General features: G+C 72.3%; 19 protein-coding genes and 1 riboswitch. Of the genes, 11 read left to right on the top strand and 8 right to left on the bottom strand.

The features are described 5' to 3' along the window. Nucleotides 1–68 precede the first annotated feature (68 nt). Nucleotides 69–3,089, top strand: coding sequence for a discoidin domain-containing protein (locus ACLJOU_RS26535; RefSeq protein ID WP_410570863.1), 3,021 nt, complete (start codon nt 69–71; stop codon nt 3,087–3,089). A 112-nt stretch (nt 3,090–3,201) separates the two neighbouring features. Next, a complete protein-coding gene (locus tag ACLJOU_RS26530; RefSeq protein WP_410570861.1) occupies nt 3,202–4,248 on the top strand; it encodes a LacI family DNA-binding transcriptional regulator in 1,047 nt (348 codons plus the stop codon). Here the strand turns inward: ACLJOU_RS26530 and ACLJOU_RS26525 are convergent. Continuing rightward, nucleotides 4,191–7,145 carry a glycoside hydrolase family 3 C-terminal domain-containing protein gene (locus tag ACLJOU_RS26525; protein WP_410570860.1) on the bottom strand — a complete coding sequence of 985 codons (2,955 nt, stop codon included), beginning with the start codon at nt 7,143–7,145 and terminating at the stop codon, nt 4,191–4,193. The two genes, ACLJOU_RS26530 and ACLJOU_RS26525, sit on opposite strands and share 58 nt — an antisense overlap. Next, entirely contained in the window at nt 7,142–8,848 is a 1,707-nt protein-coding gene (locus tag ACLJOU_RS26520) for a discoidin domain-containing protein (protein WP_410570859.1), read from the bottom strand. Before ACLJOU_RS26520 ends, ACLJOU_RS26525 begins: the two co-directional genes overlap by 4 nt. A gap of 479 nt (nt 8,849–9,327) precedes the next feature. Here ACLJOU_RS26520 and ACLJOU_RS26515 point away from each other — a divergent pair, with 479 nt between their 5' ends. Continuing rightward, nucleotides 9,328–11,541, top strand: coding sequence for a discoidin domain-containing protein (locus ACLJOU_RS26515; protein WP_410570857.1), 2,214 nt, complete (start codon nt 9,328–9,330; stop codon nt 11,539–11,541). On the opposite strand, the gene ACLJOU_RS26510 is transcribed toward ACLJOU_RS26515, so the two are convergent. Continuing rightward, on the bottom strand, nt 11,443–12,978 hold the full coding sequence (locus tag ACLJOU_RS26510) for an FAD-dependent monooxygenase (protein ID WP_410570856.1): 1,536 nt from the start codon (nt 12,976–12,978) through the stop codon (nt 11,443–11,445). The genes ACLJOU_RS26515 and ACLJOU_RS26510 overlap by 99 nt on opposite strands. Beyond that, the gene (locus ACLJOU_RS26505) at nt 12,975–13,937 is read right to left on the bottom strand and encodes an MBL fold metallo-hydrolase (protein ID WP_410570854.1); all 963 of its coding nucleotides are present in this window, start codon (nt 13,935–13,937) and stop codon (nt 12,975–12,977) included. Before ACLJOU_RS26505 ends, ACLJOU_RS26510 begins: the two co-directional genes overlap by 4 nt. Nucleotides 13,938–14,033: 96 nt before the next feature. Between ACLJOU_RS26505 and ACLJOU_RS26500 the strand changes: the two genes are divergently transcribed. Further along, on the top strand, nt 14,034–14,564 hold the full coding sequence (locus tag ACLJOU_RS26500; protein WP_410570852.1) for a MarR family winged helix-turn-helix transcriptional regulator: 531 nt from the start codon (nt 14,034–14,036) through the stop codon (nt 14,562–14,564). 30 nt (nt 14,565–14,594) lie between these two features. Here the strand turns inward: ACLJOU_RS26500 and ACLJOU_RS26495 are convergent, their stop codons facing one another. Continuing rightward, on the bottom strand, nt 14,595–15,206 hold the full coding sequence (locus tag ACLJOU_RS26495) for a GTP cyclohydrolase II (RefSeq protein WP_410571132.1): 612 nt from the start codon (nt 15,204–15,206) through the stop codon (nt 14,595–14,597). A 326-nt stretch (nt 15,207–15,532) separates the two neighbouring features. Here ACLJOU_RS26495 and ACLJOU_RS26490 point away from each other — a divergent pair, with 326 nt between their 5' ends. Continuing rightward, nucleotides 15,533–16,165, top strand: a complete 633-nt coding sequence (locus ACLJOU_RS26490) for a LysE family translocator (protein ID WP_410570851.1) — start codon at nt 15,533–15,535, stop codon at nt 16,163–16,165. A gap of 15 nt (nt 16,166–16,180) precedes the next feature. On the opposite strand, the gene ACLJOU_RS26485 is transcribed toward ACLJOU_RS26490, so the two are convergent. Then, on the bottom strand, nt 16,181–17,242 hold the full coding sequence (locus ACLJOU_RS26485; protein ID WP_410570849.1) for a cobalamin-independent methionine synthase II family protein: 1,062 nt from the start codon (nt 17,240–17,242) through the stop codon (nt 16,181–16,183). Nucleotides 17,243–17,504: 262 nt separating this feature from the next. On the opposite strand from ACLJOU_RS26485, the gene ACLJOU_RS26480 reads away from it, so the two are divergent. Next, nucleotides 17,505–17,768 carry a DUF3040 domain-containing protein gene (locus tag ACLJOU_RS26480; RefSeq protein ID WP_410570848.1) on the top strand — a complete coding sequence of 88 codons (264 nt, stop codon included), beginning with the start codon at nt 17,505–17,507 and terminating at the stop codon, nt 17,766–17,768. A 14-nt stretch (nt 17,769–17,782) separates the two neighbouring features. Then, nucleotides 17,783–18,823, top strand: a complete 1,041-nt coding sequence (locus ACLJOU_RS26475; protein ID WP_410570847.1) for a DNA polymerase IV — start codon at nt 17,783–17,785, stop codon at nt 18,821–18,823. 72 nt (nt 18,824–18,895) lie between these two features. Here the strand turns inward: ACLJOU_RS26475 and ACLJOU_RS26470 are convergent, their stop codons facing one another. Then, entirely contained in the window at nt 18,896–19,543 is a 648-nt protein-coding gene (locus ACLJOU_RS26470; protein WP_410570846.1) for a TetR/AcrR family transcriptional regulator, read from the bottom strand. An 89-nt stretch (nt 19,544–19,632) separates the two neighbouring features. Here ACLJOU_RS26470 and ACLJOU_RS26465 point away from each other — a divergent pair, with 89 nt between their 5' ends. The 4 genes from ACLJOU_RS26465 to ACLJOU_RS26450 all read left to right on the top strand — a co-directional run bounded on the left by ACLJOU_RS26465 (nt 19,633) and on the right by ACLJOU_RS26450 (nt 22,976). Beyond that, nucleotides 19,633–20,523 (top strand): AurF N-oxygenase family protein, encoded by an 891-nt coding sequence (locus ACLJOU_RS26465; RefSeq protein ID WP_410570845.1) that lies wholly within the window; start codon nt 19,633–19,635, stop codon nt 20,521–20,523. Between the two features lie 40 nt (nt 20,524–20,563). Continuing rightward, nucleotides 20,564–21,046 carry a GNAT family N-acetyltransferase gene (locus tag ACLJOU_RS26460; RefSeq protein WP_410570844.1) on the top strand — a complete coding sequence of 161 codons (483 nt, stop codon included), beginning with the start codon at nt 20,564–20,566 and terminating at the stop codon, nt 21,044–21,046. A gap of 31 nt (nt 21,047–21,077) precedes the next feature. Beyond that, nucleotides 21,078–21,155, top strand: a riboswitch (S-adenosyl-L-homocysteine riboswitch). Nucleotides 21,156–21,238: 83 nt separating this feature from the next. Then, nucleotides 21,239–22,699, top strand: coding sequence for an adenosylhomocysteinase (gene ahcY / locus ACLJOU_RS26455; protein WP_410570842.1), 1,461 nt, complete (start codon nt 21,239–21,241; stop codon nt 22,697–22,699). Nucleotides 22,700–22,820: 121 nt separating this feature from the next. Next, entirely contained in the window at nt 22,821–22,976 is a 156-nt protein-coding gene (locus tag ACLJOU_RS26450) for a hypothetical protein (protein ID WP_004559113.1), read from the top strand. Nucleotides 22,977–23,348: 372 nt separating this feature from the next. On the opposite strand, the gene ACLJOU_RS26445 is transcribed toward ACLJOU_RS26450, so the two are convergent. Continuing rightward, nucleotides 23,349–23,558 (bottom strand): hypothetical protein, encoded by a 210-nt coding sequence (locus ACLJOU_RS26445; RefSeq protein ID WP_410570840.1) that lies wholly within the window; start codon nt 23,556–23,558, stop codon nt 23,349–23,351. Between the last annotated feature and the right edge of the window lie 73 nt (nt 23,559–23,631).

The raw sequence follows: 23,631 nt of genomic DNA, 5'->3' as shown, positions 1-23,631 counted from the left end.
TTGCCCGGGGTGACGGCGGCGTCCCAGAATCCGCGCTGACAAGGTTGTCAGCGACGGGAGACCCGGGCATGGAGCTGGACCGGCGGCAGGCACTGCGCCTGCTGGGCGCGGGTGGCGCGGCGGCGGCACTGGCTTCGGGCCTGCTCCCCGGCCGGGCGCGGGCGGCGGCACCCGGCGGGCCGCCCGATCCGGTCGCCGCGACCTACCTGCGCGTGCTGCTGCGGCACACCCGCTGGGCCGAGCAGCAGTTCGACCCGGCCGCCGGCACCTACCCGGCCCGGGACTTCACCTTCGCCGTCGTGCTCGGCAACGCCGTGCTGCTGACGCGCGACGGCTACGACCCGGCCGTCGCCGGGGTCGACCGGGACACCCTCCGCACCCACACCCTCGCCACGATCCGGCGCTTCGCCGCGTCGAACCGGCTCGCCGGCGGGACCGAGTGGGGCCGCAAGCTGTTCTTCGACACCACCTTCCAGTCGTACTTCGTGCTCGCCGCCCGCCTCCTGTGGACGGAACTCGACGACCCGGCCCGGGCCGCCGTCGAGCGCATCACCGCCGGGCAGGCCGCCTACACGACCGCGCTCGGCACCGGGGACGACCCGGACTCCGGCGCCTGGACCCCGAACGGCCTGCGCGGCGGCCACGTCGGGGACACCAAGCTGGAAGAGATGGGCGTCTACGCCCAGTCGCTGGCCCCCGCGCTCGCGTGGGCGCCCGGCGACCCGCGGGCGGGTGACTGGCGGGCGGCCTTCGGCGCCTGGAGCCGCAACGAAGCCGGGCTGCCCGCCGCCGACCTGGCCAACCCGCGGCTCGTCGACGGCCGTCCGATCAGCGAGAACACCGCCACGAACCTCTACGACACCTTCCTCGTCGAGAACCACGGCTCGTTCGGGCCGCACTACCAGGAAGAGCTCTGGCGCACCTCCGGCCGCAACGCGATGCACTTCCTCGCCGCCGGCACGCCGCTGCCGGAGGTGCTCACCGCGCAGCCGAACGGCGAGCTGCTGTGGCGCACGATGCTACTGATGACCAGCGACGCCGGTGAGCCGCTGATGCCGATGGTCGCCGACCGCGAGCACCTCTACGGCCGGGACGTCATCCCGCTGGCCTTCCGCGCCCAGGTGCTCGGCGACCGCTACGCCGCCTACGCCGAGGCGCAGCTGGCCGCGCGGCTCGAGCCGTACCAGGCCTACGCGCCGGCCGACCGGATCACGAAGTTCTCGGGCGAGCCGAAGTACGAGCCGGAGGCCCGGGCCGAAGTGGCCATCAGCTACCTGCTGCACGAGTGGCGGGCCGCGCACGGCGGCCCGGTCGTCCCGGTGAGCGGGCGCGAGTTCGACACCCACGCCGCCGGCGTCGCGGACTTCGGCGCCGGGCCGGGCCTGCTCGCCCACCGCTCCCCCAGCGCATGGGCCGCCACCGTCAGCAAGCCCGGCTTCGTCAAGTTCGCCTGGCAGCCGCACCACGACGACTGGCTGTTCGTGCTCGGCGGCGCCAACCCGATGCTGCTGCCGTCGGCGAACTTCGCGGTGCGGGAACGGCACGCGACGGCCTACGCGAAGGTCCGCGACGGCTTCGACGGCACCGTCGGCGTCCTGCGCTTCGACACCGGGTACGCCGCCTTCGCCACCCTCCCCACCGGCACCGCCGTCTACGCCAGCACCGGTGTCGCCGAGAGCGAAGGCGTCCTGAACGTCCACAACCTCACCATGCCGGGTGTCCCGGGCCTCGACGGCGACCGCACCTACACCGCCGTCGAAGGCGCGGTGACGATCGAGGCGGCGGCCGCACCCACCGGCGCCCGGACCGACGACCTGACGTTCGCCCCGGTCACCGCGCGGCACGTCCGTATGCGCGGCGTCGAGCCGGACCCGCAGTACGGCTACTCGCTCTGGGCGTTCGAGGTCCGCGACGGCGACGGCCCCGACCTCGCGCGAACCGGCACCGCCTCGGCCTCGTCGGCGTCGCCGGGCAAGGAAGCCGGGTACGTCAACGACGGCAACGCGGCAACGCGGTGGGCGGTGTCCACATCGGACCGGCCGCGGGCGGACAGCTGGCTCGCCGTCGACCTCGGGAGCCCGCGGGCGATCGACCGCGTGCGGCTGAGCTGGGAATCCGCCGCCGGGCGGAAGTACCGCATCGAAACCTCGGCCGACGGCGTGACCTGGACGACCGCCGCGACCTACCCGGTGCCCGCGCTGCGCAGCACCGGCGGGCGGCTGGACATCGACGGCCGCGCCGGGATCACGGTCGCGGGCCCGCACCCGATCACCGTCGCCGGCGACCGCGTCACGCTCTCCGACGGGCCGCCCGCCCGGTTCGCCGCCGAGCTGCGGCCCGGGCCGCCGCAGGCGAGCGGCCGCGTCCCGGCCGGCGCCGACGCGGTCGAAGCGACCGTCACCGACGGCTTCCTCGTGCTGCTCAACCTCTCCGGCGCCGCGGTGCGCGGCACGGCGGTCCTCCCCGGGGAAACCCGGCTGTACCGCGGCGAGCAGACCGTCACCCGGACGGGCACGGAATTCTCCTACGAGCTCGCTCCGGCGGAAGGCCGCATCGAGCCTCCGCGGTTCACCGTACGTGGCCCGGCTGGGCTGAAAGCGGTCGTCCGCGACGCGAGCCGGGTCGAGCTCACCGCGCCGGCCGGGCTGCTGCCCGTGCTCGTCACCGTGACGCCGGACGGCGGACGCGCGCGAGCGGTGCTGCTGCCGCCGCGGCGGACCGTGCCGGTCGTCTTCGGCGAACTGCGCCCCTACCCGCTGCCCGACCGCGCCCTCGGCCGGACCACCTTCCCCGCCGACCCCCTGCCGCCGGGCATGTCCGGCCCGGCCGCGGCCGTCGACGACGACCCGGCGACGGCGTGGCGGCCGGGCCCCGACGGCCGGATGGTCGTCGATCTCGGGACGGTGACGGAGGTTTCCGCGGTCGAGCTGGCCTGGACGCGCGGCCGCGTGCCCGGCGCGGCCGTCGAAACCAGCGTCGACGGCGTCACCTACGCGGCGGCGGACACCGGGCCGGCCCGGTACGTCGCGGTCCGGACGCGCTGGCGGCCCGGCGACGCGAGCCTCACGCGGTTGTCCGTCCGCACTTGATCGATCTCGCACCCCCCGCGGCGGGCCCGCGGGCGAGTACCTTGGCACCACAGAGCTTGGCACCCCAGAGCTTGGGAACACGGAGCTTTCCACCGCCCGATCGGGAGGACGGATGCGCGTCACGATCGCCGAGGTCGCCCGCCGCGCTCGGGTGAGCAAGACGACCGTGTCGCGGGTGCTCAACAACAAGGCCGACGTGGACGCCGCGACGGCGATCCGGGTGCGCGAAGTGATCGCCGCGACCGGGTACATCCCCAGCGCCGGCGCGGTCGGGCTGGCCCGCGGGGTGACCCGCACGGTGGGGATGCTGGTGCCGGGCCTGACCTGGCCGTGGATGGGCGAGGTGCTCCAGGGCGTCGCCGACGTCGTGGAGTCGAAGGGGTACGGCCTGCTGCTGTCCACGGCCAACCGCGGCGCCGACTCCCTCGGCGAGTTCTCCCGCCAGGTCTCGGCGAAGGCGTTCGACGGCCTCCTGCTGGTGGAACCGCCGGACGCGGTGCGGCACCTGCGGGTGCTGCACGACTCCGGGCTGCCGGTGGTGGTGATCGACGACCGCGGCCGCCGTCCCGCGTTCCCCTCGGTGGGCACGGACAACCGGCAGGGCGGCGCGGCCGCGGCCCGCCACCTGCTGGAGACCGGCCGCACCCGGTTCGCCACGGTCACCGGGCCGCACGACTTCGGCTGCACCGCCGACCGGCTGAACGGCTTCAACGAGGTCGTCCTCGACGCGGGGCTGACCCTCGACCCGCGGCTGATCATCGAAGGCGACTTCACGAGCGAAAGCGGTGAGGCGGCGATCCGGCAGCTGCTCGCCACCGGCCCGGAGTTCGACGCGGTCTTCGCGCACAACGACCTGACCGCGGCGGGCGTGCTGGCCGGGCTGCGCAAGTCCGGCCGCGCGGTGCCGGGGGACGTCGCCGTGGTCGGCTTCGACGACATCCCCCTGGCCGCGCACACCCAGCCGCCGCTCACCACGATCCGCCAGCCGCTGCGGCAGATGGGCGAGACGGCGGCCGGCCTGCTGCTGGACCGCCTGGCCGGCGCGCCGTCCCCGGACACCCCGCTGATCGTCCCGACCGCGCTCGTGGTGCGCGAGTCGACTCAGGAGACCGTCAGCGTCCCCGACAGCGGGACGTTGCGCGACGAGTCACCCAGGTAGACGCGGTACTGGCCCGCGTTGGTCGTCCACGAGCCGGTCCAGTGCGCGAGGTCCCGCGGGGTCAGCGGGAAGGACACCTGAGCGCTCTGGCCGGGGTTCAGCGCCACCTTCTTGAACCCCTTCAGCTGCTTCGGCGGCTCGCCGTTCCCGGCGGGCTGGCCGACGTAGAGCTGGACGACGTCCGCGCCCGCCCGGGTGCCGGTGTTGGTCACCGTCGCCGTCACGGTCGCCGTGCCGTTCGTCCCCTGCGGCGTCACGACGAGGTTCGAGAACCCGAACGTCGTGTACGACAGCCCGAAGCCGAACGGGAACAGCGGCTCGAGGTTGCGGCTGTCGTACCAGCGGTAGCCGACGTTGAGCCCCTCCGAATACTCGATCCGGTCGTTGGCGCCCGGGAACTGCTGGACGTTCGCCGTCGGCAGGTCGGCGAGCTGCTTCGGGAAGCTGACCGGCAGCTTGCCCGACGGGTTGACGTCGCCGTAGAGCAGCGACGCGAGCGCGTTGCCGTTCTCCTGGCCCGGGTACCAGCCCTCGAGCACCGCGGCGACCTTGCCCAGCCACGGCATGGTCACCGCCGAGCCCGTGTTGAGCACCACGACCGTGCGCGGGTTGGCCGAGGCGACCGCGTCGATCAGGTCGTTCTGCTGGTGCTGCAGGTCGATGCTGTCGAGGTCCTGTGTCTCGGACTCGCCGTAGCTGGCGAACACGATCGCGACGTCGGCCGCCTTGGCCGCCGCCACCGCACCCGGGATGTTCGGCGTCTGCACGTGCTCCCCCGCGCCGTCCACATAGGACACGGTGACGCCGGATCCCGCCCGTGCCTTGATGCCGTTGATCGGGTTCACCGACGCCGGCGACGGGTTGACCTTCGCACTGCCGCCGCCGATGTTCTGCGGGTCGATGCCGTCGCCGCCGGACAGCGCGATCGACTTGACCGACGGGCCCAGCGGCAGGACGCCGGTGTTCTTGAGCAGCACCGACCCGGCCGCGGCGACGTCCCGCGCGGTGGCCACGTTCGCCGCGTTCGTCACGACGGACTGGGGTGTCCCCCGCCGCGCCCGGTCGAAGAGGCCGAACCGGAACATCTGGGTCAGCACCCGCCGGACCATGTCGTCGACGCGGGCCTGCGTGACCTCGCCGCGGGAGACGGCGTCGAGCAGGCCCTGGCCGAAGAACGCGCCGCCGGGCATCTCCATGTCGAGCCCGCCGTTGGCCAGCTGCCGGGCCCCGCCGGTGGCCGAACCCCAGTCCGAGCCGACGAACCCGCCCCACCCGGCGTCCTGCTTGATCGCCGTGGTGAGCACGCCGCTGTTCTGGCAGGCCGGGACGCCGTTGATCTGGTTGTAGGCGCACATCATGGACGCGACCTGGCCCTGGCTCGCCACCTGCTGGAAGGCGGGCAGGTACAGCTCGTGCAGGGTCCGGTCGTCGATGATGACGTTGTCCGACGGCGTCCCGCGCGACGCCCCGGCCTCGACGTTGTAGGCGGCCGCGTGTTTCGCCTGCGCCATCACGCCCTGGCTCTGGATGCCCTGGATCGTCGCGGTCCCGGCCGCACCCGCGAGGTACGGGTCTTCCGCGTAGGTCTCGAAGTTGCGGCCCCAGCGCGGGTCGCGGACCAGGTTGATCGTCGGGCCGAGGGCGATGTCGACGCCCTTGCCCGCGAACTCCGCCCCCATCGCGCTGCCGTACCGGTTCAGCAGGCCGGTGTCCCAGGTCGCGGCGGCCGAGACCGGCGCCGGGAACTGGGTGACGCCGTCGAGGCCGTCGCCGACCCCGGCCGGGCCGTCCTGCAGGCCGAGCGCCGGGATGCACAGCTCGGGCACGGCGTCGGTGTTGCCGATGTAGGGACCCGTGGCGCCGTTGCCGTGCAGCACCTTCACCTTCTGCTGGGGTGTCATGACGGCCAGCAGCTGGTTCACCCGGTCGGCGACCGGCGCCGTGGACCCCACCCACGGGCAGCCACCCGGGTTGGTCGGGGTGGTCGTCGGCGTGGTCGTCGGCGTGGTCGTCGGCGTGGCACTGTCGGACGTGTGGACCGCGAACTCCCACAGCGAGACGCCCCACTGGGTGGCCCGGACGGTCGCGGTCAGCCGGACGTACCGCGCGGTCCCGGACACCGCGGGGTGCTCGGTCCCGTCGGCCCCCGCCACGGTGGCCGCCGTGGTCCACGACGAGCCGTCGGTGGACAGCTGGATCGTGTACGCGCTCGCATACGCCGCCTCCCACGTCAGGTCGACGCCGCAGACCCGACGCGGGCTGCCCAGGTCGACCTGGATCGACTGGGGGTCCGCGGCCAGGCTCGACCACCGCGTCCCGAGGTCGCCGTCGAACGCGGCGCTCGCCGGGAAGGCGTCGGACTGGACGCTGGACGCCGTCGCCGGCTGCCGCAGGGCCGCGTTCGCACTCCCGCACGCCTGGGCGGAACCGTCGCCGAACACCTGGAACTCCCACAGCGACACGCCCCACTGGGTGGCGCGTTTCGTCGTGGTCAAGCGGACGTACCGGCCGCTGCCGGCCACCGGCAGCGTCTGCGTGCCGCCGGTGCCGGTGGTCGTCGAGTACACCGTGGCCCACTGGCTGCCGTCCGCGGACGCCTGGACGGTGAACGCCGTCGCGTAGGCCGCCTCCCACTGGAGCACGACCTGGCTCAGCGTGTGCACCGAGCCGAGGTCGACCTGCAGCGTCTGCGGGTCCGCCGCCTGGCTCGACCAGCGGGTGCCGGGGTCGCCGTCGACGGCCGCGGTCGCGGGGAACGCGGCGTTTTCGGTGGAGGACGCCGTCACGGCGTGCCCCTGCGAGAGCAGCGCGGGCGCCGCCTGGGCGGTGAACAGCGGGGCGGTGAGCAGCCCGGCGGCCACCACCGCCCCGCTGACCAGTGCTAGACGTCGTCTCACTGGTAGACTCGCACGTAGTCGATCACCATGTCCTGCGGGAGCACGGTCCCCGCGCCCGGCGGACCGGGGAAGTCGCCGCCGATGGCGTTGTTGAGGATGAGGAAGAACGGGTGGTCGTACACCCACGGCCCGCGCGTCGACTCGACGGTGTCGCGGTTGATCGTCTCGAAGGCGTTGCCGTCGACGGAGAAGGTCATGTGGTTCGCGTCCCAGTCGAGACCGAACCTGTGGAACCCGGCCGAGACGTCCTGACCCAGGTCGTAGGGCTGGCCGATGCCGCCGGCGCCGTTGTAGGCCGGGGCGTGGATGGTCGAGTAGGCCAGGTTCGGCGACTTCCCGACGTGCTCCATGATGTCGATCTCGCCGCAGTTCGGCCACGGCGTGCCGCTGAAGAAGTTCGCGCCGAGCAGCCAGAACGCGGGCCACAGCCCCTGCGTGCCGGACACCTTGATGTTGGCCTCGACGTGCCCGTAGGTGAAGCTGAACTTGCCCGCGGTGTTGATCCGGCCGGAGGTGTACTGGCAGGTGCCGCTGCCGCTGATCGGGTCGACCGGGCAGGCGCTGCCCGGGGTGGCTTCCCGGCGGACCTGGATGACGAGGTTGCCGCGGCCGTCCTGCTTGGCGTTGTTGTTGTTCGTGTAGTACTCGAGCTCGTTGTTGACGCCGGGGCCGGTCTCGGCGGTCCACTTGCTCGGGTCCGGGGTCGCGCCGGCGGCGCCGTTGAACTCGTCGCTCCAGACCAGGGTGCCCGGGAAGTGCGGGGCGGGCGGCGCGGGCGGCGGCTGCGTCGGGTTGCCGCCGGTGCCGTAGACGTCGAAGCCCCACAGCGAGTAGCCGTAGCCGTTGGACCGGGCGGTGCCGTACATCCGCACGTACCGGCCGGAACCGTTGACGGTCAGCGTCTCCTTGAAGCCCTTGCCCGTCGTGGTCGAGTAGATCGAGGTCCAGTTGGCGTTGTCGTTGGACACCTGGATCTGGTACGCGACCGCGTAGGCCGGGTCCCACTGCAGGACGACCTGGTGGATCGCCGCGGGCGCGCCGAGGTCGACGGTGATCCAGCCGGGGTCGACCCAGCCGGTGGTCGCGCTCGTCGCCCAGCGCGTGGCCGGGTCGTGGTCGAACGCCTTCGCCGGGAGGCAGCCCGGGCAGTTGCCGTCGTCCTGGGACGAGGACGCCGTGCCGGGCTTGCCGTAGGACAGCAGGACGTCACCGGGCTGGGTCGTGCCGCCCCCGCCGTAGACCTGGAACTCCCACAGCGAGTAGCCGTACTGGGTGGCCCGCTGGGTGCCGGTCAGCCGGACGTACCGCCCGCTGCCGGTGACGTTCAGCGTCTGCGTGCCGCCGGCGCCGGTGCTGGTCGAGTAGAGGGACGTCCAGGTGGCGCCGTCGGCGGACGCCTGGACCGTGAACGCCTTGGCGTAGGCGGCTTCCCAGTTCAGCACGACCTGGGACAGCTGCTGCGTGGACCCGAGGTCGACCTGCAGGTACTGCGGGTCGCTGAAACCGCTGGACCAGCGGGTGCCGGGGTCGCCGTCGACGGCGGCCGAGGCGGGGAAGGCGGCGGATTCGGTCGAGGACGCCGTCACCGGACGGCCTTGGGACAGCAGGACGGGCGCGGCCTGCGCCACCGGCGCGGTGAGCAGGGCGGCCAGGGTCAGGGCGAGGACGGCGAGAACCCGGATCCTCGGCATGCGGCGTTGCATGGGCACCTCCACGGCGAACCGGCACCGGGGCGGCCTTGCCCCGGCGCGGATCGGCTCACGTGGTCCTCGGCGCGGGTGTGGGTCCCGCCCGTCGGCACGCTCTTAGTTCAGGATATAAATAAAGAGCCGTAAAATGTCAACGGTGCTGCGCCGGACGGTCGCGGACCGCGTCGCTTGCTGGTCCGGGAGAACGAATCCGCCGCGGAGCCTTGACGCCGGTGAACTTCGCGCTGTTAACTGCGAGCTCACCGACGGAACCGGTTCCGTGACCGCCACCGGGACGGCTCCGCCGCAACGAGCACCTTTCGGGCTGACCGGTTCGCGCTCACCCCTGCTCCGGCACCGCTCTTCCGGCTCACGGTTCCGGGCGGGGTGACCGGGCGCGGACCCGCCGCACCACCCGACGCCGGCGCGAGCTGTGGGGCTCGCACCGGCCCGCCGCTTCACCCTCCCGTTTTCCCGATTCTCCAGGCAGGGTCATGAGATCAACGACGTTCTCCCCGGTACACCGTCTCTTCGTCCTCGCGACCGCCGTGGCCACCGCGCTCACGACCGCGGTGGTGACCGGGGCCGCGCCCGCCCACGCCGCCGCGTGCGGCACGGCCAACCTCGCGCAGGGGCATCCCGCCACCGCGTCGTCCACCGAGAACGGCGGGACGCCCGCGTCCGCCGCGGTCGACGGCAACTCCGGCACGCGCTGGTCGAGCGCGTTCAGCGACCCGCAGTGGCTGCAGGTCGACCTCGGTTCCGCGCAGCAGCTCTGCGACGTGACGCTGAGCTGGGAAGCCGCCTACGCGAAAGCGTTCTCCGTCCAGCTCTCTTCGGACGCGAACAGCTGGACCACGGCGTACTCGACGACCACCGGTACCGGCGGCACGCAGACGGTGCCGCTGTCCGGCACCGCGCGGTACCTCCGGATCACCGGCACCCAGCGGGCCACGCAGTACGGCTACTCGCTGTGGGAGGTCGCCGCGCACGGCACCGGCGACACCACGACCATCCCGCCGACCGACCCGCGCAACCCGGACCTCGGGCCCAACGTGTCGGTGTTCGACCCCTCGACCCCGGCCGCGACCATCCAGAACCGGCTGACCCAGATCGCGGACCAGCAGCACACCAACCAGTTCGGCAACGAGCGCTACGCCGTGCTGTTCAAGCCGGGCACCTACAACGCCGACGTCAACCTCGGCTTCTACGAACAGGTCGCCGGGCTCGGCCTCTCCCCCGACGACGTCAACCTCAACGGCCACGTCCGCGTCGAGGCGGACTGGCTGCAGCAGGGTGACAACCCGGCCAACAAGGGCAACGCGACGCAGAACTTCTGGCGGTCCGCCGAGAACCTCTCGGTGACGCTGCCCGCCGGCCAGGTCGAGCGCTGGGCCGTCGCGCAGGCCGCACCCTACCGCCGGATGCACCTGCGCGGCAGCCAGATCCAGCTGTGGAACGGCGGCGACGGCTGGGCCAGCGGCGGCCTGATCGCCGACAGCAAGATCGACGGCGTCGCGGTTTCCGGTTCGCAGCAGCAGTTCTTCACCCGCAACAGCGAGCTCGGCGGCTGGCAGGGTGGCGTGTGGAACATGGTGTTCGTCGGCTCGACCGGCACCCCGCCGGCGTCCTTCCCGAACCCGCCGGAAACGGTCGTCGGCCAGACCCCGGTGATCCGCGAGAAGCCGTTCCTCTACGTCGACGGCTCCGGCAGCTACAACGTGTTCGTCCCGGCGGTGCGGCAGAACTCGTCCGGGACGAGCTGGGGCCACGGCGCCCCGGCCGGGCAGTCGATCTCGCTGAGCGAGTTCTACGTCGCGCACCCGTCGGACTCGGCGGCGACGATCAACGCGGCACTGGCGGCGGGCAAGAACCTGCTCGTCACCCCGGGTGTCTACCACCTCGACCAGGCGCTGAACGTCACCCGGCCGGACACCGTGGTGCTCGGGCTGGGCCTGGCGACGCTGATGCCCACCAACGGGACCGCGGCCATCACGACGTCCGACGTGGACGGTGTGAAGATCGCCGGGCTGCTGATCGACGCCGGTGCGGTGAACTCGCCGGTGCTGGTGCAGATCGGCCAGCCGGGGTCGGCCGCGAACCACGCGGGTGACCCGACGTCGCTGCACGACGTGTTCTTCCGGATCGGCGGTGCGGCCGTCGGGAAGGCCACGCAGACGCTGGTGGTGAACTCGAACAACGTCATCGGCGACCACATGTGGCTGTGGCGCGGCGACCACTCCAACGGCGTCGGCTGGAACGTCAACACCGCGGCCAACGGCCTGGTCGTCAACGGCGCGAACGTGACCATGTACGGCCTGTTCGTCGAGCACTACCAGCAGTACGAGGTGCTCTGGAACGGCAACGGCGGCCGGACGTACTTCTTCCAGAACGAGATGCCGTACGACCCGCCGGACCAGGCTTCGTGGTCCAGCGGCGGCGGCCGGCAGGGCTGGGCGGCGTACAAGGTGGCCGACTCGGTGACCAGCCACGAAGGGTGGGGTCTCGGCAGCTACTGCTTCTTCAACACGAACCCGGCCATCGTGGCCAGTCACTCGTTCGAGGTGCCGAACAACAGCGGGGTCCGGTTCCACAACCTCGTGTCGGTGTCACTCGGCGGCGTGGGCACGATCGCCCACGTCATCAACGATGCGGGTGACGCCGCGAACACCGGGCACCAGGTGAGCCCGCTGGTCTCCTACCCGTAACACCGCGGCGACGTACGCGTCCGGGCGGACCAGCCAGGCTTCGCCCGGGCGCGCGTCCAGCGCCCCGCCCAGCGGGATCCCCACCGACCGCAGTCCCTCGGCTCGCACCCCCGGGGTCGTCAGGGCGAGGAACCCCTGCCGGGCCAGGTCCCGCAACCGTCCACTCGCGACGGTGACGTCCGGGAGCAGCACCCCCGGTCCCGGCGCCGGCAGCGCACCCCGCGGCGGCCGTCCCGCGAACGGCCGTCCGGGATCGGGGGTGGTCAGCGGCGAGCCGGTGTACCAGAACGGTTCCGCCAGCCGCCCCGAGTCGACCTGCGCGCAGGCGGCCGGGTCGTGCGCCGCCCGCGTGAGGACGTCGAGCCGGCGACGGCGCTGCTCGTCGTCCCGCGGCACCAGGAAATCCATCGTTGCGGTGGTGACGGCCGCGTTCTCCACCGCCGCCGCGTGCCGCTCGGCGTGGTAGCTCTCCAGCAGTTCCTCCCCCGCGTCGCCGCGCAGGACGGCGGCCAGCTTCCAGGCCGCGTTCTCCGCGTCGGCCACGCCGGAGTTGAGCCCGCGCGCCCCGAACGGCGCGACGAGGTGTGCGCAGTCCCCGGCGAGCAGCACCCGGCCGACGCGCATCCGCGGGACCAGCCGGGTGTGGAAGCGGTACACCGAGCGCCAGACGACCTCGTAGGGCCGGTTGCCCAGGATCGCGCGGATCCGGCGGTCCAGCGCCCCGCCCGACTCCTCGGCCGCGAGGTCGTAGTCCCCGGGCACCTGCCAGTCGACGCGGAACTGCGAGCCCGGGCACGGGTGGATGAGCACCTGACGGCCCGGGTTCCAGGGCGGGTCGAAGTAGAACCGCCGTTCGGCCGCCCAGCCCGGCAGGTCGGCGCGGATGTCGCAGATCAGGAACAGGTCCGGGAACGACACGCCCTCGAGGTGCTGCCCGAGCGTCCGGCGCACGGTGTCCCCGCGTGCGCCGGCGCAGGCGATCGCGTAGTCGGCCTCGATGCGGCGCGGCCCGTCCTTCGTCTCGCAGCGGAGTTCGACGCAGCCCGGCTGGGCCACGCCGGTGACGCGGTGGCCGCGGCGGACGTCGATCAGCGGCTGCCGGGCGATCAGCTCGTCGAGGACCTCCTCGACGCGGGCCTGGGAAAGGTTGACGAACGGCGGCAACGCGGATCCGGCGTCCGGCAGCTTCAGCGAGAACAGCTCGGCGTCCCGGTGGAACGTCCGCGCGGTCGTCCAGGTCAGGCCTTCCTCGGCGAGGCGGCCCGCGCCGAGCCAGCCCCAGACGTCCAGGGTGTCACGCTGCTGGCAGATCGCCTTCGACCCCACGGGATCGCGCCGCTCGTGCTCGTCGACGAGCACCACCGGCACCCCCCGGCGCGCGAGCAGCAGCGCGGCCGTCTGGCCGACCGGCCCGCTGCCGAGGACCGCGACCGTCATCCCTGGAGCTGGTCCCAGACTTCGCGGTCGCGCTCGGCGGTCCAGATCACCGGCCGCTCGACACCGCCGAGTTCGTCCCACAGCCGCGAGACGTCGAAGGGCAGGCAGTGCTCGAAGATCGGCCAGTGGCCGTACTGGCCGTGCAGCGCCGCGTGGGTGCGTTCGAAGGCTTCTTTGAGCGAGCCGCCGGCCTCCCGGACCGCGCCGACCTCGCGGATCATCGTGTCGAGGAAGTGCCGGGTCTGCGCGATGGCGGCGTCGGCCGCGGCGCGCCCGCGGCTGACCCCGCCGCGGCCGCCGATCAGGGTCTCGGCCCCGAGGGCGGCCACCTGGTCCAATGTGGACGAAGCCCAGTCGCGGTGGAACGCGTCCCCGGTGTACAGCGCGGCCTCGGCTTCCACGAGGTCGCCGGCGTAGAGGATCCGCGGCCGCGGCAGCCAGGCGACGATGTCGCCCTCGGTGTGGCCGCGCCCGCAGTACTGCAGGACGAGGTCGCCGCGGTCGCCGCCGAGGTCGATCGTGAGCCGGTCGGAGAAGGTCAGCGTCGGCCACGTCAGCCCCGGGACCGATTCGGCACCCTTCGCCAGCCGCGGCATGCGGCCGAACTCGCTTGCCCAGTCCTCCTTGCCGCGCTCGGCGACCAGGGCGCGGGTGTTCTCGTGCGCGACGATCACCTCGGCGTCGAACGCGGAGGCGCCCAGCACGCGCACGGCGTGGTAGTGGCTCAGCACCAGGTACCGCACCGGCTTGTCGGTGTGCTCCCGCAGTTTCGCGAGCCACTCGGCCGCCGCGACCGGGGTGGCCAGCGCTTCGAAGCAGACGAGGAAGTCCTCGCCCTCGATCGCGCCGATGTTCGGGTCACCTTCGGCGGTCAGCGCGTACACGCCGTCGGCGAGGACTTCCAGGGTCTGCGCTTTCTCCGCCAAGTCGGCCGAAGAGGCGAAGGCTTTCTTCGTCACGGCGAGCGCTCCTTGATCGTCAAAGGCTTGACTATCGGCCCAGGCTAGCCCGATCGACCGCCCGCGGGGAACCCGTCGTCCCCTAACCTGGGCCGCATGACCGACCGACCGGCCGACCTCGACTACCTCTCGTTCGTCGACTACGCGATCGGGAAGACGCAGGCCGAGCTGCCCGCGACCGACCCGGTGGCGATGCGCCTCGGCCTGACGCTGCACCGGCTGGCCGGCGCGCTGGTCTACGACTGGGAGTCGACGGTCCACCGCCCCCGCGGCTGGAGCTGGGGCGGCTTCCGGGTGCTGTTCGTGCTGTGGCTGGCGGGCCCGCTGGAGTCCCGCCACGTGGCCCGGCTGGCCGGGATGAGCCGCGCGGCGGTGTCGGCGCTGGTCAAGACGCTGGCGCGGGACGGCCTGGTGACCCGCACCCCGGTCGCCCACGACCGCCGCGCGGTCGAGCTGGCGCTCACGGGAGCGGGTCACACGGCGGTCGCCGACGCCTACCAGGAGCACAACACGCGCGAACGGGCCTGGGTCGCGGCCCTGACCCCGGCGGAGCAGGCCGTGTTGGTCGGCCTGCTGGAGAAGCTGACCACGAGCCCGGCCGCGGCGGCCGCCCAGCGCCTCGCCTGACCCGCCGGATCCGCGGGCCGACGCTCGGGATCAGCTGGCCAGGCCCGGCAGGGTCAGCGTGTGCCCGGTCTGCTCGGCCTTGGCCCGCAGGTACCGGACGTTGTTCTCGGTCGCGAACACCCCGGTCGGAACCCGGTCGCGCACCGCGATCCCGGACGCCTGCAGCTGCGCCGCCTTGTCCGGGTTGTTCGACAGCAGGTCGACGCGGGCCACGCCCAGCGCACCGAGCATCTGCGCGGCGACGGTGTAGTCGCGGGCGTCCTCCGGCAGGCCGAGCGCGGCGTTCGCGGCGTAGGTGTCGAGGCCGCCGTCCTGCAGGGCGTACGCGTCGAGCTTGTTGTACAGCCCGATCCCGCGGCCCTCCTGGCGCAGGTACAGCAGGTACCCGCCGGCCTCGGAGATCCGCCCGACGGCTTCGGCCAGCTGCGGTCCGCAGTCGCAGCGCGCCGACCCGAAGACGTCGCCGGTCAGGCATTCCGAGTGCGGGCGCACCAGCGGCACCTCGCCGGGCGTGCCGAGGACGAACGCCAGGTGCTCCCCACCGTCGGCCAAGCCCCGGAAAGTGACGGCTTCGGCGTCGACCGCGATCCCGCCGTCGAGCCGCAGCGGGATCCGCACCCGCGTCCGCACCTCGGCCGTCATGCCCTCGCCCCTGGAGTCACCCACAAGATCGACCCTACACCAGTTCAAATTCGAACATCCCCACCACCACGACGTGCTCCAAGAGCCGACACCCGTGATCAGAAAGCCGACACGCGTGATCAGAAAGCCGACACGCGTGATCAGGAAGCCGACACGCGTGATCAGGAAGCCGACACGCGTGATTGACGAGTCGACACGGCACGCCCTCGCCGTGTCGACCCTTCAATCACGCGTGTCGACCCTCCAATCACGCGTGTCGACTCTTCCATCACGCGTGTCGACCCTTCCTGTCCATCGGAAAGCGGGGGCGGTCGTATCCTCGGGCCATGCTTCCCGGTGCCACCGCCGCCTCGTTCCTGCTGGTCGTCGTGCTCGGGGCGATGTCGCCCGGGCCCGACTTCGTCGTCGTGACGCGCTCGGCGCTCACCGGGGGACGGCGGGCCGGGATCGCCGCCGGCACCGGGATCGCGCTCGGCGTGTTCGCCTGGGTCGTCGCGATCGCCCTGGGTGTCGCCGCCGTGCTGACCGCGTCGGCGGTCGCCTTCACCGTCGTCAAGCTGGCCGGGGCGGCCTACCTGGTCGTCCTCGGCGGCAAGGCGTGGCTGGCCGTGCGCCGCGGCGAGTACCGGGACCTCGGGGAGAGCACCGGCGCCCGGCAGCTCACGGCGGGCGCCGCCTTCCGCCAGGGCCTGACGACCAACCTGCTCAACCCCAAGGTCGCCGTCTACTTCCTGGCGCTGCTCCCCCAGTTCCTGCCCGCCGACGGCGCCACCCTGCAGACCCTCGAACTCGCCGCGATCGCCACGGCCGGCACGGTCCTCTGGTTCATCACCCTCGCGGTCGTGGTCGGGGCGCTGAAGCGGTTCCTCGGCGCCGGCCGCGTCCGGCGGGGCCTCGACGCCGTCCTGGGCACGGTGCTCGTCGCCCTCGGGCTCAAGGTCGCCGCCGAAACCGCCTGACCCGGCCGGCGAAGCTCAGCCCAGCGCCTCGGCAGCCAGGCGCGTGCCCTCCACGCGCGCCGCGATCTTCGCGAACGCGATGTCGCGCGAGGTCGAGGTGTCGTCGGCGAACGGCGAGAACCCGCAGTCGTCGCAGGTGCCGAGCCGCTCGGCCGGGACGTACTTCGCCGCGGTGAGCACCCGGTCCCGGACCTCTTCCGGGGTTTCCACGCGCGGGTCGATCGGGTCGGTGACGCCGACGAAGACCCGTTGATCGGCCTTCAGGTGTTCGGCGATCACCCGCAGCGCGCGCTCCGGTTCGGCTTCGCTGGCCAGCTGGACGAAGAACCGGCCCGCCTTCAGGTCGAACAACGCCGGCAGCAGGCCCGCGTAGTCGACGTCGAGGCTGTGTACGGAGTCCTGGTCGCCGCCCGGGCACGTGTGGACGCCGATCTTCGCCCGTTCCTCGGCGGTGAACCGGTCGAGCACGGCGTTGTTGAGCTCGACGAACTGCCGCAGCAGGCCGCCGGACGGGTCGAGCTTCAGGGAGAGGCGGCCTTCGGTGAAGTCGATCTGCACGCTGTCCGCGCCCGCCTCGAGGCTGCCGCGGATGTCCGCTTCGGCCTCGTTCACCAGGTCGGCGACGAACTGCTCCTGCGAGTACCCCGCGATGCCGTCGCCGGGGTAGATCAGCGACAGCGCGGACGCGGCGATCACCGCCTGCTTGACCGGCCGGCCGGTCAGCGTCTTCGCTCGCGTCAAGTACGAGTCCGCGTGGGTCGCGTAGCGGAACGGGCCCGCGGTGAGCCGCGGCAGCTGCCGGGTGTGCCCGTCGGCGAACGGGATGACGACGCCGTCCGGCGCCAGCGCTTCCAGCCCGGCCAGCGGGTACGTCGCGAAGCTCGGCTTGCCCTGTTCCCCGTCGGTCAGCACCGGTGAGCCGGTCTCCTCGAACCGGCGGATCGTGTCCGCCAGCGCCCGGCTCTCGAGCTCGGCCAGCGCGGCGGCGTCGATCCGGCCGGCGGCGAACTCGCCGAGTCCTTCGACGAGGTAGGCGGGGCGCGGGATGCTGCCGATCGGTTCGGTGGGCAGGGTCATCGAGTCCTCCGCTTGGTTGCTGGGCCTGACCGGCCACCGGCACGAAGGCAGGACGTGGCCACCGGCCGCCCCCACCGCCGTCCGGTCCACGACCGGCCACGTTCGGACAGCAACATAACGTGGCCGAAGCCGGTCACGGAGCGCGGATCACCCGGTCGGACCAGAGAAAAGCACGAAATCGGAAGACGTTCGGCGGTTCGCGAGGAGGACGATGGGGTATTCGCTACGGCGACACGGCGGGTTCGGCGCCGAAGGAGGCCCGATGCTCAGTCACCACGACCGCACGGAGCTCGAGAAGATCGAGCGCACCCTGGAGCTCAGCGACCCCGATCTGGCCGCCGCCCTGCGCGACGGCCGGCGCCCGAAGTCCCGCGCGCTCCGCGGGGTCTTCCTGGTCTTCTTCGACATCGCCGCTGTGACGCTGCTGGTACTGGGGCTCGTGCTGCCCGACCCCGGCGTGACGCTGTGCGGGATCCTCGCCCTCACCGGCACCGTCTGGACCCACGTGGCGCGGCACCGGATCTGAGGCAGACTGGGCGGGTGAAGTGGGTCCTGCACGTCGACCTCGACCAGTTCATCGCCGCGGTCGAGATCGCCCGGCACCCGGAGCTGCGCGGCCGGCCCGTCGTGGTCGGCGGCAACGGCGACCCCGCCGAACGCGCCGTGGTCGCGACGGCGTCGTACGAGGCCCGCGAGTTCGGCGTGCAGTCCGGCATGCCGCTGCGGATCGCCGCCCGGCGCTGCCCGGACGCCGTCTTCCTGCCCAGTGACCCGGACGCCTACCTCGAGGTGTCGGCGCGGGTGATGGCGGCGGTGCGGGAGCTGCCCGTGGTGGTCGAGGTGCTGGGCTGGGACGAGGCCTTCGTCGGGGCGGAAACGACCGACCCCGAGGCCCTGGCGGCGTCGATCAAGGAGCGGATCGCCCGCGAAACGGGATTGTCGTGCGCGGTCGGGATCGGCGACAACAAGCTGCGGGCCAAGCTCGCCACCGGGTTCGGCAAGCCGGGCGGGATCTACCGGCTGACGCAGGAGAACTGGTGGGAGGTGATGGCGGCCCGCCCGACCGACGCGCTGTGGGGCATCGGCGGCAAGACGGCGAAGAAGCTCGCCTCGCTGGGCATCCACACGGTGCTGGACCTCGCGGGCGCGGACGCGGCGGAGCTCGCGGCGCGCTTCGGCCCGAAGACCGGCCCGTGGCTGCGCCTGCTCGGCGGCGGCATCAGCGACGCCGAGGTGAGCGCGACGCCGTGGGTGGCCCGCTCCCGCAGCCGCGAGACGACGTTCCAGCGCGACCTGACGGACCCGGCGGAAGTGGCGGCGGAGATCTCGGCGCTGGCCAAGCGCGTCGCCCAGGACGTCCTCGAGGAGGGCCGCCCGGCGGCGCGGGTGGCGGTCAAGGTGCGGTTCGTCCCGTTCCTGACCCACACGCACAGCATCACGCTCCCGGAGCCGACCTCGGACGCGGAGGAACTCGACCGGGCGGCACACGAGGTGCTGGGGATGTTCGAGCTGACCCGCGCGGTGCGGCTCCTGGGCGTGCGGGCCGAGTTCCCGCGTGAGGACCAGGACGCGTCCGCTTAGGGCGGCAGCCGGGTCGGGCCGCACCCCGCAATCCCGGTCCGGCTCCAGGCGCGCGAACCCGCCGGGCGAAGGCTAAAGCCCCTCCGGCAGCGGCAGCGGCCGGTCCGGGTCCAGTTCCACCCCGCCCGCGCGGAGCGTGTGGTCCAGCATCGCCCAGATCGTGCCCGTGAGCTGGGCCGTCAGCTGGGGCCGGGTCAGCGTGCCCGGGTGGTCGAGCCAGCGGGTCGTCGCCGATTCGACGTAGCCGACCAGGCCGAACGCCAGCGTGTCGGCCGGGGCCGGGTCCAGGCCGAACGCCGTCAGGTAGCCGGTGAACAGCGAGCCGAGGTGGCGGGCGATGGCCCCGCGGACGTCGGGGCCGTCCGGGATGCCGCGGGCCAGGTAGCGGTGCAGGTGGGCGTGTTCGGTCAGCCAGCGCAGGTGCGTCGAGATCACCGTGGAGATCATCTCGTTCGGCGAGCCCTCGGGGTGCCACAGCGGCGCCAGGTCGGCCGTCACCAGCTCGGCCGCCCGCCGCGCGATCGCGCGGCGGAGGTCGGCCGCGCCGTCGAAGTGCTTGTACAGGCGCGTGCGGGCGACGCCGGCGCGCTCGGCGATCTGCTCGGTCGAGACGTCCGGGCCGTGCTCGGCGATGGCGGCCAGTGCGGCGTCGACGAACTCCGCGCGCCGCCGTTCCTGCTGGCCCGCCCAGCGCGTCGCCCGTCCGTCGGCCTTGGTCACGGCGAAAGCCTACTCACCGGCCGCCGGGCGGTGTACGCTCCCGAAGTAGCTAGTACACCGCGTACCCCATACTTTTTTCGGAGGCCGCCATGGGCGTCGAGGCCCAGGACCGGGACGTCACCGCGGCTCGCCTGCTCAAGAGCTCCGCGAAGAACTCCTACGACCCGTACGTCGACATCGACTGGGACGCACCGCTCGCCGAGGGCAAGGCGTACATGCCGCTCGAGCGCGTCTCCCTGTACGGCACCGACCTCTGGGCGAAACTGACCCCGGAGCAGCGGATCGAGCTGTCCAAGCACGAGATCGCCAGCATCATGAGCGTCGGCCTGTGGTTCGAGATCGTCCTGATGCAGCTGCTCGCCCGGTACGTCTTCGACCTCGACGCGCGCACCGAGCACGCGCAGTACGCCATGACCGAGATCGGCGACGAGACGCGGCACTCGGTGATGTTCGCCCGCACCGCCGAGCGGCTCGGCGTCCCGCGCTACGGCGTCCCGAAGGTGGTCCACCGCGCCGCGAAGGTGTTCGGCGCCACCGCCGCCGGGCCGTCGATGTTCGCCAGCGTGCTGGTCGCGGAGGAGACCACCGACCGGCTCCAGCGGTCGATGATGGACGACGACGGCATCCAGCCGCTGATCCGCTCGGTCAACCGCATCCACGTGGTCGAGGAGGCCCGGCACGTCCGGTTCGCCAAGGAGGAGGTGCTGCGGGAGACGCCGAAGCTGTCGAAGGCGGGCCTCCAGCGGCACCGGCTGCGCACCGCGCTGGTGGCGTTCGGCGTCGTCGACGCCATGGTCGACCCGCGGATCTACCGCAGCGTCGGGATCGACCCGCGCGAAGGCCGCGCCGCGGCGCTGGCGAACCCGCACTTCCACGAGACGCGCCGCTGGATGGCCGAGAAGATCGTGCCCTTCCTGCGGGACGCGGGCCTGGTCGGCGGCCGCTCGGAGGGCATCTGGCGGCGCGCGCACCTGGTGTAAATCCCTCGCGCCCGGCGGCGGGTTCCGCCAGGCTGCCCGCGTGCTCACCACCAGGACCGCCCGCGCCGAGGACGACGGCGTCCTCGCGAAGCTCGACGAACGCACGTGGACCCCCGACGTCTCGCCCGCCCCCGCTCCCCCGCCCGGGACACCCTTCTTCGACGAGGGCACGCGCCCCGAGGACGTCCTGGTCGCCGAGGACGACGGCGTCATTGCCGGGTACGTGCGCCTCGGCGAGGGGTTCGGCATCCCCGCCCACCGGCACGTGGTGGTGATCGGCGGGCTGGCCGTCGACCCGGACCGGCGACGGCTCGGCATCGCGCGGCAGCTCGTCGAGGCCGCCGTCGCCGAGGCGCGCCGCCGGGGCGCCCGCAAGGTGACGCTGCGCGTGCTCGGGCCGAACGCCGGCGCCCGGCGGGTGTACGAGCGGTGCGGGTTCGTCGTGGAAGGCGTGCTGCGCGGCGAATTCCGCATCGACGGCACCGACATCGACGACGTTCTGATGGCCCGATCGCTCGCTTGACAGCCTCGCCGCGGCTTTGCCATCCTGGATCCGGGCCGAGAGGCGCTGCGACGGAAACTCCTTCCGCCACGCTCGGCCCGACACACGACTCCAAGGGCGCCTCCCGCGAGGGAGGCGCCTTTTCTTTGTCCGCACGGATTTTCGTGCTGCCTCCCGAGCGCATCCACGACGAACTCCGGAGTGCACCGAAGCATGAGTGACAAACTGCAGACCCGAAACGGCCTCGACTTCGCCGTGGCCGACCTCACCCTGGCCGACGCCGGTCGCACCCAGCTGCGGCTGGCCGAGCACGAGATGCCCGGCCTGATGGCGATCCGCCGCGAGTACGCCGCCGCGCAGCCGCTGAAGGGCGCCCGCATCGCCGGGTCGCTGCACATGACCGTGCAGACCGCCGTGCTCATCGAGACCCTGGTCGCCCTCGGCGCGCAGGTGCGCTGGGTGTCCTGCAACATCTTCTCGACCCAGGACGAGGCCGCGGCCGCGGTCGTCGTCGGCCCCGAGGGCACCGTCGAGGCCCCGGCGGGCACCTCGGTGTTCGCGTGGAAGGGCGAAACGCTCGAAGAGTACTGGTGGTGCACCGACCGGCTCTTCGCCTTCCCCGGCGGCCAGGCCCCGAACATGATCCTCGACGACGGCGGCGACGCCACCCTGCTCGTCCACAAGGGAGTCGAGTTCGAGGCGGCCGGCGCCGTCCCGCAACCGTCCGAAGAGGACCCGGAGGAGTACCGGATCGTCCTCGACACCCTCCGCGCGAGCCTCGCCGCCGACGGCGACCGCTTCACCCGCATGGCCAAGGAGATCCGCGGGGTCACCGAGGAGACCACCAACGGCGTCAAGCGGCTCTACAAGCTGGCCAAGGACGGCGAGCTGCTCTTCCCCGCGATGAACGTCAACGACTCGGTGACGAAGTCCAAGTTCGACAACAAGTACGGCATCCGGCACTCACTGGTGGACGGCCTCAACCGGGCCACCGACGTGATGATCGGCGGCAAGCGCGTCCTCGTCTGCGGCTACGGCGACGTCGGCAAGGGCGCGGTCGAGGCGCTGCGCGGCCAGGGCGCCCGGGTGTCGGTCACCGAGATCGACCCGATCTGCGCGCTGCAGGCGGCGATGGACGGGCTGGACGTCGTCGAGCTCGACGACGTCGTGGCCGACGCGGACATCTTCATCACGACCACCGGCAACTTCGGCATCATCTCGGCGGAGCAGATGGGCCGGATGAAGCACAACGCGATCGTCGCCAACGTCGGGCACTTCGACAACGAGATCGACATGGCGGGGCTGGCGAAGCTGCCCGGCGTGGTCAAGAAGGAGATCAAGCCGCAGGTGCACGAGTGGACGTTCCCCGACGGCCACGCGATCATCGTGCTGTCCGAGGGGCGGCTGATGAACCTCGGCAACGCGACCGGTCACCCGTCCTTCGTCATGTCGAACTCCTTCACCAACCAGGCGATCGCCCAGATCGAGCTGTTCACCAAGCCCGGCGAGTACGCCACCGACGTGCACCGGCTGCCGAAGCACCTCGACGAGAAGGTGGCCCGCCTGCACCTCGACGCACTCGGTGTGAAACTCACCAAGCTGACGAAGGCGCAGGCGGAATACATCGGCGTCGACGTCCAAGGTCCGTACAAGCTCGATCACTATCGGTACTGATCCAAGATTGCTCCATTCGCCGTAGTTTGGTTTATCGCGAAAATGGCCATCCTCCCCGCGAGAGCGCATCCGCCCGGACGGCACGGAGCCGGGCCGGGTCTCATGCGAAGGAGTGTGTCAAGTGATCATTCTCGGTGTGATTCTCCTTGTCATCGGGTTCATCGTGGGCATCCCGGTGCTGTACACCATCGGTATCATTCTCGCGGTGGCCGGCGTGGCACTGGCCATCCTGGGCGGCACGGGCCGCCGGATCGGTGGCCGCGCACACTGGTACTGATCCCGGGACTCCGCCACGGCCTGGCGCGCGCCGGCAGCAATGCCGGTGCGTGCCAGGCCGTTCGGCCGTCCGGGGCCGGTCCGGAAAAGGTAAACGCAAAGCAAATTCGCCCGAAGAATCCGCCGGCGTTTCCACCCGGCGGATTTCGGCACCCTCCACAGCGGACCCGCGGCCCGACGAAAAGGGTCCTCCGGCTCCGAGGGGGAGGGAGAGCCGAAGGACCCCGTTAGTGTTAGCACATCGCCCAGCGCGTGTACACAGCTGCATACACGATCGGGTTACGCCCTTGACGGCCCCCGAAGGGCCGCGCGAGCCTCCCCGGCGGGCGCGGGAGCCCGGCCGGGAAGGCCCACCCGGATCCTGGCGGGAGGCTCAGGAAGCTCGGTGCAGCAACGATCCCCGAGGCGAGGCGGCACAGCCACACCCGCTGCCGACACCCCGGCAGTCGACGATCAGCGCGTGCCGCACGCGGTCACCGTCCCCGCAGGCCGGTTCCGTGCACTCGGCGAATCCGCCTTCCGGGTGCACCACCAGCGTGCCGTGGCAGTGGTCGATCCCCGCGGCACACGAAGCACACTCCATGACCGGCCGCCTTTCCGCTCGTGCCCGACGTCCCCCCAACGTAGGACCGGGAAGCGACCGGGTACGGCACTCC

The sequence above is a fragment of the Amycolatopsis sp. cmx-4-61 genome, assembly GCF_046548775.1.
GTDB lineage: Bacteria > Actinomycetota > Actinomycetes > Mycobacteriales > Pseudonocardiaceae > Amycolatopsis.
Note: the sequence above shows the minus strand (reverse complement) of the source record. Positions and strands in the feature narration are given on the sequence as shown.

Excerpts from the sequence above, each read along its gene's own strand:
- ACLJOU_RS26535 (WP_410570863.1), top strand. The coding sequence starts at position 69 with ATGGAGCTGGACCGGCGGCAGGCACTGCGCCTGCTGGGCGCGGGTGGC.
- ACLJOU_RS26530 (WP_410570861.1), top strand. The coding sequence starts at position 3,202 with ATGCGCGTCACGATCGCCGAGGTCGCCCGCCGCGCTCGGGTGAGCAAG.
- ACLJOU_RS26520 (WP_410570859.1), bottom strand. The coding sequence starts at position 8,848 with ATGCAACGCCGCATGCCGAGGATCCGGGTTCTCGCCGTCCTCGCCCTG.
- ACLJOU_RS26515 (WP_410570857.1), top strand. The coding sequence starts at position 9,328 with ATGAGATCAACGACGTTCTCCCCGGTACACCGTCTCTTCGTCCTCGCG.
- ACLJOU_RS26510 (WP_410570856.1), bottom strand. The coding sequence starts at position 12,978 with ATGACGGTCGCGGTCCTCGGCAGCGGGCCGGTCGGCCAGACGGCCGCG.
- ACLJOU_RS26500 (WP_410570852.1), top strand. The coding sequence starts at position 14,034 with ATGACCGACCGACCGGCCGACCTCGACTACCTCTCGTTCGTCGACTAC.
- ACLJOU_RS26495 (WP_410571132.1), bottom strand. The coding sequence starts at position 15,206 with ATGACGGCCGAGGTGCGGACGCGGGTGCGGATCCCGCTGCGGCTCGAC.
- ACLJOU_RS26490 (WP_410570851.1), top strand. The coding sequence starts at position 15,533 with ATGCTTCCCGGTGCCACCGCCGCCTCGTTCCTGCTGGTCGTCGTGCTC.
- ACLJOU_RS26485 (WP_410570849.1), bottom strand. The coding sequence starts at position 17,242 with ATGACCCTGCCCACCGAACCGATCGGCAGCATCCCGCGCCCCGCCTAC.
- ACLJOU_RS26480 (WP_410570848.1), top strand. The coding sequence starts at position 17,505 with ATGCTCAGTCACCACGACCGCACGGAGCTCGAGAAGATCGAGCGCACC.
- ACLJOU_RS26465 (WP_410570845.1), top strand. The coding sequence starts at position 19,633 with ATGGGCGTCGAGGCCCAGGACCGGGACGTCACCGCGGCTCGCCTGCTC.
- ahcY (WP_410570842.1), top strand. The coding sequence starts at position 21,239 with ATGAGTGACAAACTGCAGACCCGAAACGGCCTCGACTTCGCCGTGGCC.
- ACLJOU_RS26445 (WP_410570840.1), bottom strand. The coding sequence starts at position 23,558 with ATGGAGTGTGCTTCGTGTGCCGCGGGGATCGACCACTGCCACGGCACG.